Source organism: Rhodococcus sp. 66b, assembly GCF_002076325.1.
GTDB lineage: Bacteria > Actinomycetota > Actinomycetes > Mycobacteriales > Mycobacteriaceae > Rhodococcus_F > Rhodococcus_F erythropolis.
In genome coordinates this window covers 29,849-44,786 of sequence record NZ_MUZB01000006.1, presented here as the reverse complement: position 1 = coordinate 44,786, position 14,938 = coordinate 29,849, and the positions used below count along the sequence as shown (strand labels likewise).

The following is a 14,938-nucleotide window of genomic DNA, read 5'->3' as shown; positions in this document are numbered from 1 at the left end:
ACGACGAATGGCCGGCTCACCTTGTCGGCGGCCGGCAATTCGTTTGTCAGGCAGATCTAGTTCGGTACCCGCAGTTCACGACGAAGAATCTTGCCGCTCACTGTTTTCGGCAGGTCATTCATGACCTCGACGATGCGTGGATACTTGTATGCTGCAAGCCTTTCCTTGCAGAACTCGACCAGATCCTCGGTGGTCGCCTCGGCACCGTCCTTGAAGGACACGAAGGCCTTCACGGTTTCGCCGCGATACGGATCCATGACACCGACGACGGCAGCCTCTCGTACGGCAGGGTGTTCGTAGAGAACATCTTCCACTTCGCGTGGCCACACTTTGAAGCCCGAGGCATTTATCTGATCCTTCATCCGGTCGACGATGTAAAACCAACCGTCGCCGTCCATGAATCCGATGTCGCCGGTGTGAAAACGCCCGTCCGGCATCGCATGTGCGGTCTCGTCCGGCTTGTTCCAGTATCCGAGTGCAACCTGGGGACCGGAGACCACGATCTCGCCGTACTCCCCGATCTGTACCGGCCTGTCGTTCTCGTCCACCACCTCGGCGTACGTATTCGATACCGGAACGCCGACAGCAACGGCCCCCGACGCCGGATCTACCGGCGCTTCACGCGAATTCGGCACCACGTTCGCCGGACTGTTCGTCTCGGTCAGCCCGTAGCCGTTGTGAATGTAGTGACCGAACTTCGCCCGGAACGCTTCCAACGCCGCGTGCGGGATCGGCGCGCCACCTGAATACACCGACTCGAGAGAGCTCAACGATTCCTTCGAGACTGCGGCGCTGTCCGTCCACGCGATGAATACCGTGATCGCTCCGATGATCGCGGTAGCCCGATGCTCCGAAATCGACTCCGCTGCAACGATGGGATGGAATCGGCAGGTCAGAATCGTGGGCGCGCCGGCCAGGAGTGGAGCCGCGACGTGCCCGATCAACCCGGTGATATGGAACAGTGGCGCCACCGCGAACATCGCGCCGCCGGGGCGCAGCCCCAACCAGTCCCGATAGATCTGCGCTGCGAACACGACATTTGCGTGCGTGTTCATCGACCCCTTCGGCGGGCCGGTCGTCCCCGACGTATAAGGAAGGTAGGCAAGGTCTTCCGGGGACAGATCGACCTTCTCGGGCTTCTGTCCTCGATGAGCCTCGATCAGTTCCAATAGGTCCGGAAATCCATCATGACGAATCCTGGACGCCGAACCGAAGATCCGTTCATCGTCGCGCGACTGAAAATCCCGTTCCGACGTGGTGATGACCCGTCGCACTTCGGTGCCCTCGGACGCAGTCGCCACGGTCTCGGCCGAGGACTCGAGACAGATGACTGCTACCGCGCCGCTGTCCGCGAGTACGGTGGACAGCTCACGGTCCCGGTACATCGGATTGACCGGAACGACGACAGCGCCGAGTTTCCAGACTGCGACCGTCGCGATGACGAACTGCGGAACATTCTGCAGGACAAAGGAAACTCTGTCGCCGAACCCGATTCCGTCCACGGCGAGGGCTACGGCAAGCGCATCCGACATCTCGTCGAGCTCGGCAAAGCTGACGGTCCTGTCGAAGTACCTGATGATCGGGGCGGTGCGATCGCGCTCCAGCGACGCACGGAACATCGCGAGGGCGTTGGCATGCTCGATGTCCACGTTCGGCGGAGTGTCGGCGTCGTAGTTGGCGAGCCACGGCTTGCTCTCGTACACGTTGGTCATAACTCAGCTCTCGAAGTACCGACGCGGATTATCCACCAGCATGGTGTTGATCTGATCCTCGGTGACGCCGCGCTCGAGCAGCGCGGGAATGACCTGATCGCTGATGTGGGTGAAATTCCAGTTCGGCACTGCGGCTGCCTTGGCCTCACTCGAGAACCAGTCGATGAAGCACGAGGCATCATGTGCCAGAACCATTTTCTCGGCATAGCCACGGCGGGCCAGTTCCACGACAGTGTTCACCCGCTCCTCGAACGGCAGCAGAACATCGAGACCGAAACGGTCCATCCCGAGTAGCGAACCCGCATCGGCAAGTGCACACAGGTAGTCCAGGTCGGTCGAATCACCCGAGTGCCCGATGACGACCTTGCTCAGATCTGCACCTTCCTCGGCCAGAACCTTCTGCGCAACGAGGCCCGATTCCGTGTGCGGGTTCGTGTGAACCGTGATCGGTACCCCGGTTTCGACCTGCGCCCGACCGACCGCTCGCATCACACGCTCGACACCGGGAGTCAGACCAGGTTCTTCGATGGCGCACTTGAGGAACGACGCGCGGATGTCTGTGCCGGCAATGCCGTCCTTGATGTCCTTCACAAATAGATCAACCATCGGCTCGCGCACGTCGAACAGCAAACCTGGACCGGTGTAATGGAATTGGAACGGAATGTCGTTGTACGTGTAGACGCCGGTGGCGACGATGATGTTGAGATCGACCTGCTCGTTGATCCGCGCAATACGCGGGATGTAGCGACCGAGTCCGATGACCGTGGGATCGACGATCGTGCTGATCCCTCGCGACTTCAGTTCGGACAGCTTGGTCACCGCATCGGCTACTCGAGCCTCCTCGTCCCAAGGCTCCGGGTAGTCGGGATAGTTCTGACGCATCTCCTCCCCCAGAACGAAGACATGCTCGTGCATCAACACCTTTCCCAGATCGGCTGTGTCCACCGGCCCACGAACGGATTGTACTGAACTCATCGATCGAACCCCTGACTGTGATCGCCATCACTAACATGAGACAATGAGCTAGTGTGTCTCACGTCGCTTGGTTCGTCAATAGGTTCGACCCACCCGAAGCCCACCTCTGTTCGACCGCCGAAATTGTGCAGTACCGGACAACCGGAGAGAATGTCCCGATGCCTACCGACCTCGAACGCCGACGCGCGATCGACACCGCCGCGAGCATGTACCTCGCGGAGGAACCACTCGACATGTCACTGCTCGCCGAACGTCTCGGAGTAGGCCGCGCGACGCTCTACCGCTGGGTCGGCAATCGCGACGAACTGCTCGGAACAGTGCTGGCCGAGGCCACCGAACGGACATACCGGAAGGCGATGTCACAGGCGTCGGGGCAAGGTCCGGAGTACATCCTCGACGTCTTCGGACGCGTCATGCGGTCGGTGGAATCGTCGACCGAACTGCGAGCGCTGACCAAACGCGAACCAATGGTGTTCATCAAACTCGCGATGATGCCCGGCTCCATCGAATCGATCTCCGCCTCCATCACCGCCGAAATCTTGCAGTCCCAGGTCGACGCCGGCCAACTGACGATCACGCTCTCGCCGCAAGTGCTGGGCGAAGCTCTCGTTCGCATCTGCGACGTACACCTCTACGCCCCTCTACTCGGGCGGGAAAAGGCGGAGATCGAGACGGCCCTCGACCTGATCGCACTGCTCCTCGGCGTCACCCGTAACTGACGGTATCGACTGCGTGAGCACTGCTCCGACACACGGCCCACCCGAGTCCTCAGACGTCTGATGAGTTGTTACGCTGTCGGTACCCCCACGAGAGGCAAGCCGTGTCCGACGACCACACAGGATTCACACTTCGCAGTGGTCCGCTGGTGCCGCAACTCGAACAGTTGCTTCGCGAGCGAATCAGGCAAGGAACGTGGGCGCCGTCCGAGCGCATACCGAGCGAGGCGGCCCTCGCCGTCGAACTCGGTGTCGGGCGTTCCTCGATTCGCGAGGCAATCCGCCTCCTCGCTCGCGACGGACTACTCGAAGTCAGACACGGCGTCGGCACCTTCGTGGCTGCCGCGTCCGAACTCGAGCACGTCGACGAATTCACCAAACTACTTCGACGCTCGAGGATCCTCGAGGTCTTCGAAGTCCGTCGCGCACTCGAGATCGAGGCCGCCAGACTGGCCGCGGAGCGGGTACAACCCGAGGACCTCGACGGCCTGCGGCGGCGACTGACCATGCGACACAGTCATTTCGAGGGTGACGTCGAGAAGTTCGTCGACGTCGACCTCGACTTCCACACCGAAGTCGTTCGGTTGTCCGGAAACGCGGTTCTGCTCTCGCTGTTCACGTCGGTGCGTCCACTCCTTCGTGAATCCCTCGTCGAGATGATGGCCCACGAAGCCGGCGTCCCCGACACCTCACATGCCCATGATCAGTTGGTCGAGGCCCTTCAAGACGCCGACCCAGAAGCCGCGGTAGCGGCAACCCGAGCAAATATCGACACCGTCTTACGGCGGTTGCGTGTGCTCGACGCCTAAGAGAGGTTAGTTCTCGTGCAACACCCCAATGGCACAGTTCTGTCGACCGAACACGTGGATCTCGTCCGCGACGGCCGATACTTGTTGAAAGACATCAACATTTCGATCGAACCCGGGCAACACTGGGTACTCCTCGGCGCGAACGGTGCAGGCAAGAGCACCCTCCTGAGCCTTCTCGGAGCAACCGCCCACCCGACTCGCGGTTCCGTCTACGTCCTCGGGCACAAGCTGGGCCGAGTCGACATGAGGGAACTGCGGATGGACATCGGGCACGTGAACCCGCGCCACACGATCGGAATTCCGATCACCGTCCGCAACGTCGTGATCACCGGCCTCACCAACACCACCGAGGTAATGCCGCGGTGGTCACCGACGCCGGAGCAAGAGGCTCATGCCGACGCACTGATCGATCTACTCGGGATGAGTCCGCGTTCGGACGCACTGTGGCCCAACTTGTCCCAGGGCGAACGAGGGCGAGCCCTGATCGCCCGTGCACTCATGGTGGAACCACGCCTGCTCCTGCTCGACGAACCGGCGACCGGGCTCGATCTTGCTGCGCGCGAACAGCTCTTGACGGCTCTGGACGATCTCCGCAATCAGAACCCGTCACTTGCCAGCATCCTCGTGACGCATCACATCGAAGAGATTCCGAGCACCACCACACATGCTCTCCTGATCAAGGACGGCGTCGTGACCGCCAGCGGCCTCGCCGAGAATGTGATCACCACCCAGAACATCAGCGAGTGCTTCTCGCATCCCATCGAGATCGAGCGTCGTGGTGGTCGGTGGAATGCTCAGTCGCGGCCACGCGAAAGAGTTTGACCGACAGTAGTTTCAGAGACGTCTGGCGCCGGGCCCCTCCCGGCCCAGTTCGTCTCCAGGGTTGAGCAGGTTGCATGTCTTGAGTGACAGACACCCACAGCCGATACAGCCCGTCAGTTCGTCCTGCATCCGGCTGATGGCCTGCTTGCGATCCTCGAGGCGCTGATTCCACTCCGTCGAAATCTTGCGCCAGTCCTTCTTCGTCGGCGTTCGCCCCTGCGGCAACGACCCGAATACTTCGGCGACTTCGGCCAGAGGTATCCCGAACCTGACTGCCAACTGGATCAGCGACACCCGCCGGATCGAGTGGCGCGGGAACTTCCTCATATTTCCTGCCGTCCGCTCCGCAGGAACCAGACCGAGTGTTTCGTAGTAGCGCACCGCCGACACGGCGACGCCGGTGCGCGCCGATACCTCACCGATCGAGAGAAGTTCGTCACTCTTACGGATCATTCTGCCTCCCAATGGCTGCGCGACATTGACCTGAAGCGCACTTGAGATTCTACCTTCGACAACATGCACTCCCCCACCGATGCTCCCGCCGGAACCTGGCGGCAGCTCCTGAGCGGTCGATACCTCGGCACCGCTACCGTCCTCGCAGGCGGCGTCGCGCTGTACGCGACCAACGTCTACCTGACGACCAGCCTGCTTCCGACTGCCATCGACGACATCGGCGGTCAGCAGTACTACGCCTGGACCGCGACGGTCTTCCTCATCGCTTCCGTCATCTCCTCGATGTTGGTCACCAACGTCCTCGCCGCCAGGGGACCGCGCGGGGCCTACCTGATCGGCCTCGCGATCTTCGCGCTCGGCACCGTCGTCTGTGCGGTCAGCCCGACCATGGAATTGCTGTTGGTCGGCCGCACGATCCAGGGTTCGGGAGGTGGCCTGCTGGCTGGTCTCGGTTACGCCGTCATCAATGCCGCGCTCCCCAGACATCTGTGGACCCGCGGGGCCGCGCTGGTTTCGGCAATGTGGGGAGTCGGCACCTTCGCCGGCCCTGCAATCGGCGGCGTCTTTGCTCAATTCGGAGCCTGGCGATGGGCTTTCGGCGTTCTGGTTGTCGCGACGATCGCAGTCGCAGCTCTCGTCCCCAGCGCGCTACCGGCACATGAACCGGGCAGCACGACCAGTAGCCCGGTGCCGGTCCTCTCCCTGGCATTGCTGACTGCGGCAGCCTTGCTGGTCAGCGTTGCCGGAATTCTGTCCAACCTCGCAGTGACCGCAGCAATGGTTCTCGTCGCTGTGCTGCTACTGATCGCCTTTGTCGCCGCTGACCGTCGCTCGCGCCACGGCGTACTACCGCCATCGACGTTCAACGCGTCGTCGCTCAAATGGGTGTACCTGACCATCGTCGTCCTCGCTGTTGCGTCGACCGTCGAGACGTTCATTCCACTCTTCGGCCAACGACTTGCCGGACTGGCACCGCTCGCGGCCGGATTCCTCGGGGCCGCACTCGCTCTCGGCTGGACTCTCGGCGAAATCCCGAGCGCCTCGGCGACTACCCCTCGTATCGTGCGACGAATCGTTGTCAGCGGTCCGATCCTCGTCGCGATCGGGTTGGGCATCATGGCAGCATTTCTCACGGAGCACGCCGGCGCCGGTGCGATGGTCGCGTGGGTGATCGGACTGCTGGTCGCCGGCGTCGGAATCGGCATCGCCTGGCCCCATCTTGCAGTCGGTGCGATGACCGCGGTCACCGATCCCGGAGAAGGTGCGCGTGCCTCCGCTGCCATCAACACCGTTCAGCTGATCGCCAATGCCTTCGGCGCAGCCCTGGCCGGAGCGCTGGTGAACATAGGCGAACCGTCGACGCTTCGTTCTGCGCAATTGCTTCTCCTCACCTTCGCCGCTATCGCGATCATCGGCATTGCCGTGGCAGCTCGCGCGCTTCCGCGAACGCCCGACAAAATCGACAGCCCCGAAATCGTTCACGACGCTCGCTAAACTGTGGAAAACCCACACGGAGGAGTTGGCCAGTGACAGAACCGGATCCGGGCACAGTGGAAACCGACTTCCCGAAAACGGGAGCTCCCGCACAGCGCGCGCTGATCGGAGCGGGCTACACCCATCTCGCGCAATTGACGTCCGTGTCCGAGAAGGAACTCGGCGCTCTGCACGGGATGGGACCGAAGGCTCTGAGGATTCTGCGTGAAGCACTCGCCGAACGCGGCCTGAGCTTCGCCGACTGAGCTCTCACATCAGACCAGGCTCGCCCGAACCTGGTTGCCACCTTCGCGCTTCGCTTCGTACATCACCGTGTCCGCGACGCGGAAGAGTTCGGCAAAGACTTCGTCGACGGACTCACCCGGATGCCGGGGCGCGGTGCGGACCGCCATTCCGATGCTCGCGCTCGTCGGTGGATCATCGGTCGCCCCGTCCATTGCCGAGCGGATCTGTCCTTCCAGCCTCGCTATCACGCTGACCGGCACCCGCTCGACCACGACGAACTCGTCACCGCCCACGCGGGCGGTCAGTGCAGCTTTGGTTGTCCACAGGCGAATACGCAGCGCCGTTCGCAGGATCGTGCTGTCCCCCACGTCGTGGCCGTAAACGTCGTTGATCGTCTTGAATCGGTCGAGATCGATCACCACTACGAGAACCGCGTCGGCCTCGGTCACCGGAGGCCCCATCAGATCCTTCACACGACGCGAAAGTCCGCGACGGTTGAGCAGACCGGTCAACGGGTCGATGTCGGAAGTAGTGGCGTCGGATCCCAGAACTGCCAGAACCATTTGGGACACCACGGGAATCACAATGATGGTGGCCATCACGACCGCGATTTTCGCCAACCCCAAGCCGACGTCCGCTGCTGGTCCGAACAACAAAGTCCACCCCGAAAGCACCGTGACAATCGAGGCGAAGACCAAGTGACCGACTTGGAGTTTCGGATTGTGGAAGAACGCAATATAGCCGCCGATCGACGCAAACACGACGCACGCGATGAGCCGTCCCATCGGTTCCGAGTCGGTTGCGGCGGCCGCCGCAATCGCAACGTCGGAACCCACGACAAAGGTGTACGACCACAGCGGCGTCGGCGGAAACAACCACCAGATCAGGGCCGCGCCGACGCACAGGACTATGACCATGAGATTGACCGCTCGCCAGAACGTACCTTGCGGACCGACGTCACTGAATCGCGCCGACAGCAACACCAACCCCATCCAGAGTGCCGTTCCGCCGACCAGCGCCCGGCAGGAAGTCAAGAACCCGCGGTCTTCGAGGTACCTGCTGAAACTATGGAACTGGTCCGGCAACTGCCACCAGCGCATGACAACTTCGACGAAACCCTTCATCGCCGGTCAGCCGATGCAGGTCTGCAACTTTCGGGCACACTTCGACGTAGCGGACAAGCTGATTTCCCCCCGGAGCACACTGGCATATCCGGCAGCATAGTCAGCTGCAGCAGACAAACCAACCGTTCCGCGGGATTAGCAATCGGGCCTATACCCAGCCCCCTCGGCTACTACTCAGCAAGGATTTGAGTAGCGCTTCGCCCTCCCTGTCATCTCGATCAAACGCAGTCACATCGATCAGCTCAGTGCGTCGTAGGCAGCCGATACGTACTGCGCCGATCTCTCGGAACCGAGCAGGCCCGGCCCCATCTTGTTCATCACGTACGAGAAGGTCATGCGCTTCTCGGTGTCGATGATGATCTGCGAGCCACCCCAACCTCCCCAGAAGCAGATTCGCCCCTCCGGAATGAACGGGACGGACTCCGGCGTCGGCAATCCGAATCCGACGCCGAAGCGGACCGGCACACCGAGGACGAGGTCGACCCCGTACGACTGCTCCTCGAAGATCTTGTCGATCGTTTCCTCCGACAGCAGGCGAACGTCACCGACCTTGCCACCGCACGCAATCACCGATTGGATCCTTGCGAGCGCCCTCGCATTCGAATGACCGTTGGCCGCACCGATCTCGGCGGCTCGCCACCCGTCGGTCCACGAACCTGTCGCGTCGGCCGGCGGCGCGGTGAAGGTCTTCACCATGATGTTGTCCATCCCGAGTGCCGCGATGTCGATCGGCAACGGCGGTGGCGCAATCACATTCGAGACTCGCCCGTATTCGGACTTCGGCAAGCCCAGGCGGAAATCAGCATCGAGCGGACCGGCTATTTCCTCGTCGATGAAGCGGCCGAGGGTTCGACCGTCGATGCGCCTGACGACCTCGCCGATCAGGTGGCCGTAGTTGAGGGCGTGATATCCGGATGCGGTACCCGGCTCCCACCACGGAGCCTGCGTCGCCAACCGGGCTGTGGCGTACGCGTCGTCGCAAATGTTCTCCAAGGTGAACGGTTGATCCCACCCCGAAACGCCTGATGTGTGCGACAACAGTTGCCGGACCTGAATACGGTCCTTACCCGCTGCTGCGAACTCGGGCCAGTACTGCGCGACCGGGGCATCGAGATCCAGCAACCCGCGGTCGACGAGCATGAGCGCGGCCAGTGCGGTCACGGTCTTGCTGCAGGACCAGACGTTGGTGACTGTGTCGCGGGCCCAAGGAGCAGTGTGCTCGACGTCGACCCAACCGCCCCACATGTCGACGACGGATTCGCCGTCGATCGTCAGTGCGATCGCTGCCCCGACGTCCTCGCCGGAATCGAGATTGCGTGCCAGCGCCTCCTTCAAGCCAGAGAATCGCTGGTCACATACGCCTTCGATGTTCGCCACTGACAGCCTCCACAGGAAAGTTAAAACTTGACGTCAACTTCAACTGTGTTGAGTATGTGTCCGATTTACCTGTGGTGTCAATCACTTCAAGTGTCAGAGTCGGCTCAGACCAACGGGATTCCCTTGGCGATGCGCCGACGCAGATCCCAGAGATAGAAGTTGTAGGGGAACATCCGCAGAATCTTCGGGCTGAACCGATTGACCAGCGCGGCGACCCGCATGGATCGGTCGAAGTTGCGCTGCTGACGCGCTGACCACGGGAGCCGCATTTCCTCACGAAAGGCCTGGGGCAGGAACCCGGTGGTGACAAATCGGTTGAGCGGACCGACCACGGGATGCAACAGCTTCGGCGTGAAGGTCGCCGACGCGATCCCGTAGAGATGCTCACGAATCGTCTCGTCGATCGCCACCTTGCCGAGGTTCTCGTTCCAGTAGACCTCGAACGCATCCCGGTCCGCCGGCCACATGTCGCGTCGCATCTGAAGGGTTGTACCGAACGTGGCGCTTCGCTGATAGAACGCATCCTGGGTGAGCGGATCGAGATCCCCGTACAAGATTTTGTAGACGTCCTCGAAGCCTCGGTACAGGCAGGCGGCTACCCACAACTGCAGTTCGGGATCGAACGCGTTGTATTCGACCGCGCTGTTCTCATCGGAGCGAACGTGCTTGTGAGAGCCGTTGACTGCGCGTCGGTACAGCTTCTTTTCTTCGTCCGTCGCCAGGCTCGCGACTGCGAGATACGTCAGCGTCGTCCGGGTTCGCTTCACCGGATGTCGATCCAACCGACCCGTCTCGACCTTGCTCTCATACACGCCGTACCCCACCGCCGGGCGCGCCAACTGCATGATGACGTTGGCGCCTGCGGCCAACAGTCCGAGCCCGGACATCGCCTTTTCGACCTCGGCGTCGATGTCGACCGCCTGGACGCCGACCGCTCCGATGCCGCCCGTCACCGCTTCCTCGCGCCCGTCCATCGAATCCCTACTCACCGTCATGGCAGAACCCCTTCGAGTCGATATCTGCGAACGCATGTTCTCAGATGAGTGAAACGCCGAAATGCCGAGATGTCAAGCAATCTCGGGATGCAAAGATGGTCTTCATGAATGACCAACCGCGTTCGTACGGTGGCGTCGACGGCGCGCTCCGCGTAGCCCAACGACGAGAGACGCTGATCGAGGCCGGGCTGGAACTCATGGGCTCCGCCGAGCCCGAGCTGACGGTCCGCGGAGTGTGCAAGAAGGCCGGTGTCGCGGCGAGGTACTTCTACGAGAGCTTCACCGATCGTGATGCTCTGATGTCGGCCGTCTACGACACCGTCATCACGGACATCGCCGTTTCAACCCAGGCCGCGGTGGATGCCGCCGAGACCGAACGAGGCAAGGCGCTCGCCGGAATCGCGAACATCGTCCGCACGATCGCGCAGGATCCCCGTCGCGGACGTCTACTGTTCTCCAGCGCCCTGACGAGCCCGGTCCTGGCCGAGAAACGACGAGTGTCGACGACGATATTCATCGGTCTCCTGGCCGCCAACGCCAAGACCTTCTACCGATTGAACGACAGCGGCCACTTGACGCTGACGGCAACCTTCCTGGTCGGCGGCCTGGCGCAGACCCTCAGTGCATGGCTGGACGGATACATCGACGTGACGGAAGAAGAACTGGTCGCCGAATGTGCAGCGATCCTGCTCGCTCCCGCCCTACCTCCGTCTTGAGCTCCTGATTCAGTCCCAGATCCCGATGTTGTCGAGGTGAGCGAGAAGTCGAGCAGCGCCGTCGGAGAACTGCAGACTCATCTGCGCGTCCACCTGTTCTCGATCGTGCTTCTCGAACGCCTCGATCAAAGCGTCGTGGCTCGATACCGCAAGCTCACCCCAGCCTGGATCCGTCGCGTAGAGACGAGCAGGGGTGTACCGAATCGCGCCGAACAGGAACCATGCCAGCTTCGCACCACCCGCAGCGCGATTGATCAAGCGGTGGAATTCGAATTCGCACTGCTCGATCGCAGCTGCATCCGAGGCGTCCACCGCCGCTCGCAAATCGGCGTTGAGTTCCGTGAGTTCCACCAGTTGATCAGCTGTGATGGTGTCCATCGCCCGCAAAGCCAGCTTGACTGCGATCTGCCCCTGCAACCAGAAGATGTCTTCGATGTCTTGGCGACTGAGGGGCGAGACGAGATAGCCGCGATGCGGAACCAACTCGACCATTCCCTCGCCGCGCAATGCGACGAGGGCTTCTCGCACCGGCGTCACGCTGACACCGAGGTCGGCTGCGGTTTCGTCCAATCTGACGAACTCGCCCGGACGCACAGCGCCGGACATGATCAGGTTACGAACGTGGTTAGCCACGTCCTCCGACAACTGTGGCCGTCTCCTCAGCTCAGATGTCGCCCTCCGAGTGCGTGCAGACGTTGCCACAACCGATCCTCACAGTCCGTACGTTTTGCCGATGATGTCTCGCTGAATCTCGTTGGTACCACCATAAATGGAGGACACAAGAGTCTTTCGCACATGGTGCTCCATGTCGAACTCAGTCGCGTAACCGTACCCACCCATCATCTGCATCCCCTCGAGCGCGACCTTCTTGGCGGTCTCGGTCAGCTTCAGCTTGGCCATCGACGCTTCCCGCGGGAACATCTTGGTCGGGTTGGCGTCGACCATTCGGGCAACGCTGTAGACCAGCAGACGGCCGCATTCGATCTCCGTGGCGAGATCCGCGATCCGGTGGCGAAGCGCCTGAAACGATCCGACCGGACGGCCGAACTGCTTACGCGTGGTGACGAATTCGAGGGTGTCGTCGAAAGCGCGCTGCGCGGTCCCGAGCATCATCGCCGCGAGGATGAGGCGTTCGATGTTGAGTCCGGCCATGAGTTGACGCCAGCCGTTGCCGACTTCCCCAACCACCGCGTCCTCGGGCAGGAATGTGTCGGTGAAGTAGAGATCGTTGACCTCCTTGCCGCCCATGGTGTCGATTCCACTGATCTTCAATCCGGAGATGTCGGCCGGGACATGGAACATCGTCAGGCCCTCATGCTTGCCTTCACCTCGGGATGTGCGAGCCACCAGAAGGATGTTCTCGGCGAAGTGCGCGTTGGAACACCACGTCTTCTGGCCGTTGATCAGCCACCCACCGTCGACCTTCTCGGCGCGGCAACTCAAATTTCCCACGTCGGAGCCTGCTTCGGGTTCGGACATCGAGATCGACTGCGACGCGCCACGGACGATCCCGCCGAGCACTGCCTCCTTCTGGGCTGGACTGCCGAACTTCTCGTATGCAGCCCCGGTGATGACGGTCGGGCCCAGTCCACCGATCGGCGCCATGCCCTTGGCTGCTTCCTCCAGGAAGATGCACAGGTCGACCGTACTTCCGGCAGATCCGCCGTATTCCTCCGGGACAGTCAGCCCGAGCCAACCCAATTCCGCCATCTTCTCGTAGAACGCCTGGTTGTGGTTATGGGCGCCATGATCGGTCAGCAGGTCTCGCTGCTCACGGGTACCACTTTCCTTCTTGCAGAACGACGCTACCGACTTGGCGAAATCAGACTGCTCCTGCGTGAAATCCATGTACATCGAAAACTCCCGAGTGAGATGAGGCTGGAGGCTTGTCGGAGCTCGGTCCGACGCATACTGTGACTACCAGCACAGTAAATCACATCACATATATGTGATGCACCGACATGTGGAGGATCTGAAGAACATGACAGAACAGCTCGGCCGCCAGAGCACGTCCACGTCGACAGATCCGAAATCGGACGATCACACCTTCGCGAGCCTCGACCCTCGCAACGATTCCGTGGTCGCGCAGCACCCCATTGCAGATCAGCAAGAGATCGAGAAAGCGGTCGCCTCAGCACGCACGGCGTCGAAGTGGTGGGATCAACTCGGATTCCAAGGCCGCCGGAAGGTGCTCGGTAATTTCCGCGCCGCGATCGCCACTCACGCCGAATCGATGGCGGCGATCATTTCCGCCGAGACCGGAAAACCCAGCGACGACGCCCTTCTCGAAGTCATGCTGGCCGTCGAACATCTCGACTGGGCGGCACGCAACGCACAGAAAGTGTTGCGCCGCAGACGCGTCGGTGCAGGACTGATCAGCGCCAACCAGTCTGCATCCGTCGGCTACCGGCCGATGGGCGTCGTCGGTGTGATCGGCCCCTGGAACTATCCGCTGTACACACCGATGGGGTCGATCGGCTACGCATTGGCCGCCGGCAACGCCGTCGTCTTCAAACCGAGCGAACTCTCACCAGGCGTCGGCGTCGAATTGGCCCGGCTGTGGAACATCGCCGCACCCGGACACCCTGTCCTGCAGACCATTACCGGTGACGGAAAAACCGGTGCACTTCTGTGTTCGTCCGGTGTCGACAAGATCGCATTCACCGGCTCGACGGCTACCGCAAAGCGCGTGATGGCCGCCTGCGCGGACACCCTCACTCCCCTGGTCGCCGAATGCGGCGGCAAGGACGCCATGCTGGTGGACTCCGACGCCAATCTCGATGCGGCCGTGAGCTTCGCCGCATTCGGGGCAGTGGGCAACGGCGGACAAACCTGCGCCGGCGTCGAACGAATCTACGTCGCAGCGCCCGTGTACGACGCCTTCCTGTCCAAGCTCACCGCCGCGCTTCGGGACGCCCACGCCGGCGCCACCGACAGCTCGACCTACGGGCCGATGACGCTGGGAAAGCAGACTGCGATAGTCCGAGGCCAGATCGAAGACGCTCTCAGTCGCGGCGCGAAAGCTGTACTCGGCGGACTTGATTCGTTCAACGGTCCGTTCATCGATCCGATCATCCTGACGGATGTTCCGGAGGATTCCACGGCGATCACCGAGGAAACATTCGGCCCGAGCGTCGTGGTGAACAAGGTCGCCGACATGAACGAGGGGATCGAGCGTGCCAATGCGTCGAAGTACGGCTTGGGCGCCTCGGTGTTCACCAAGAGTTCGTCGAAGGGTCGAGCGATTGCCGAGAAGCTCGAATGCGGTGTCGTCACGGTTAATTCGGTTCTCGGATTCGCCGGAATCGCCGCCCTGCCGTTCGGCGGGGTCGGCGATTCCGGGTTCGGGCGTATCCACGGAGCCGATGGGCTGCGTGAGTTCAGCAGTGTGAAATCACTGGCCGTTCAGAAATTCAGCGCTCCGTTGGACCTGCTGACCATCGAGCGAAAAGCTCGGGACATGAAGATCTCTCGTTGGATGCTGGCGAAGCGCCACGCAAAGTCCTGAGAGGCCAGGCGA

At 61.8% G+C, this 14,938-nt stretch carries 15 protein-coding genes; 7 read left to right on the top strand and 8 right to left on the bottom strand.

The features are described from left to right. Window positions 1-56: 56 nt before the first annotated feature. Entirely contained in the window at window positions 57-1,712 is a 1,656-nt protein-coding gene (locus tag B0E55_RS12545; protein WP_080909812.1) for an AMP-binding protein, read from the bottom strand. Window positions 1,713-1,715: 3 nt separating this feature from the next. Then, window positions 1,716-2,687: a phosphotriesterase family protein gene (locus B0E55_RS12540; protein ID WP_080909811.1), complete on the bottom strand. Its 972-nt coding sequence runs from the start codon at window positions 2,685-2,687 to the stop codon at window positions 1,716-1,718. Between the two features lie 158 nt (window positions 2,688-2,845). On the opposite strand from B0E55_RS12540, the gene B0E55_RS12535 reads away from it, so the two are divergent. The 3 genes from B0E55_RS12535 (at window position 2,846) to B0E55_RS12525 (ending at window position 5,034) form a co-directional block, all read left to right on the top strand. After that, window positions 2,846-3,406 (top strand): QsdR family transcriptional regulator, encoded by a 561-nt coding sequence (locus tag B0E55_RS12535; protein ID WP_003943195.1) that lies wholly within the window; start codon window positions 2,846-2,848, stop codon window positions 3,404-3,406. Window positions 3,407-3,507: 101 nt separating this feature from the next. After that, window positions 3,508-4,212 carry a FadR/GntR family transcriptional regulator gene (locus B0E55_RS12530; protein ID WP_080909810.1) on the top strand — a complete coding sequence of 235 codons (705 nt, stop codon included), beginning with the start codon at window positions 3,508-3,510 and terminating at the stop codon, window positions 4,210-4,212. Window positions 4,213-4,227: 15 nt separating this feature from the next. Continuing rightward, a complete protein-coding gene (locus B0E55_RS12525; RefSeq protein ID WP_020909438.1) occupies window positions 4,228-5,034 on the top strand; it encodes an ABC transporter ATP-binding protein in 807 nt (268 codons plus the stop codon). A gap of 12 nt (window positions 5,035-5,046) precedes the next feature. On the opposite strand, the gene soxR is transcribed toward B0E55_RS12525, so the two are convergent. Beyond that, the gene (soxR, locus tag B0E55_RS12520; protein ID WP_020909439.1) at window positions 5,047-5,487 is read right to left on the bottom strand and encodes a redox-sensitive transcriptional activator SoxR; all 441 of its coding nucleotides are present in this window, start codon (window positions 5,485-5,487) and stop codon (window positions 5,047-5,049) included. 63 nt (window positions 5,488-5,550) lie between these two features. Between soxR and B0E55_RS12515 the strand changes: the two genes are divergently transcribed. Next, complete coding sequence (locus B0E55_RS12515) at window positions 5,551-6,981, top strand: MFS transporter (protein WP_080909809.1); 1,431 nt, start codon at window positions 5,551-5,553, stop codon at window positions 6,979-6,981. A 32-nt stretch (window positions 6,982-7,013) separates the two neighbouring features. Next, window positions 7,014-7,226, top strand: coding sequence for a hypothetical protein (locus B0E55_RS12510; RefSeq protein WP_020971089.1), 213 nt, complete (start codon window positions 7,014-7,016; stop codon window positions 7,224-7,226). 9 nt (window positions 7,227-7,235) lie between these two features. On the opposite strand, the gene B0E55_RS12505 is transcribed toward B0E55_RS12510, so the two are convergent. The 3 genes from B0E55_RS12505 to B0E55_RS12495 form a co-directional block, all read right to left on the bottom strand. Continuing rightward, window positions 7,236-8,330: a GGDEF domain-containing protein gene (locus tag B0E55_RS12505; RefSeq protein ID WP_042953148.1), complete on the bottom strand. Its 1,095-nt coding sequence runs from the start codon at window positions 8,328-8,330 to the stop codon at window positions 7,236-7,238. Window positions 8,331-8,567: 237 nt separating this feature from the next. Continuing rightward, window positions 8,568-9,707, bottom strand: a complete 1,140-nt coding sequence (locus B0E55_RS12500) for a serine hydrolase domain-containing protein (protein WP_020971091.1) — start codon at window positions 9,705-9,707, stop codon at window positions 8,568-8,570. A 104-nt stretch (window positions 9,708-9,811) separates the two neighbouring features. Next, window positions 9,812-10,681 carry an oxygenase MpaB family protein gene (locus tag B0E55_RS12495; protein WP_069145432.1) on the bottom strand — a complete coding sequence of 290 codons (870 nt, stop codon included), beginning with the start codon at window positions 10,679-10,681 and terminating at the stop codon, window positions 9,812-9,814. Window positions 10,682-10,797: 116 nt separating this feature from the next. Here B0E55_RS12495 and B0E55_RS12490 point away from each other — a divergent pair, with 116 nt between their 5' ends. Beyond that, the gene (locus tag B0E55_RS12490) at window positions 10,798-11,418 is read left to right on the top strand and encodes a TetR/AcrR family transcriptional regulator (protein WP_241896058.1); all 621 of its coding nucleotides are present in this window, start codon (window positions 10,798-10,800) and stop codon (window positions 11,416-11,418) included. Between the two features lie 9 nt (window positions 11,419-11,427). On the opposite strand, the gene B0E55_RS12485 is transcribed toward B0E55_RS12490, so the two are convergent. Together B0E55_RS12485 and B0E55_RS12480 are read right to left on the bottom strand one after the other, a co-directional pair. Then, entirely contained in the window at window positions 11,428-12,120 is a 693-nt protein-coding gene (locus tag B0E55_RS12485; RefSeq protein ID WP_019745722.1) for a GntR family transcriptional regulator, read from the bottom strand. Between the two features lie 9 nt (window positions 12,121-12,129). Continuing rightward, window positions 12,130-13,272 (bottom strand): acyl-CoA dehydrogenase family protein, encoded by a 1,143-nt coding sequence (locus B0E55_RS12480; RefSeq protein WP_007730792.1) that lies wholly within the window; start codon window positions 13,270-13,272, stop codon window positions 12,130-12,132. Window positions 13,273-13,399: 127 nt separating this feature from the next. On the opposite strand from B0E55_RS12480, the gene B0E55_RS12475 reads away from it, so the two are divergent. Beyond that, a complete protein-coding gene (locus B0E55_RS12475; protein WP_080909933.1) occupies window positions 13,400-14,926 on the top strand; it encodes an aldehyde dehydrogenase family protein in 1,527 nt (508 codons plus the stop codon). Window positions 14,927-14,938 lie beyond the last annotated feature (12 nt).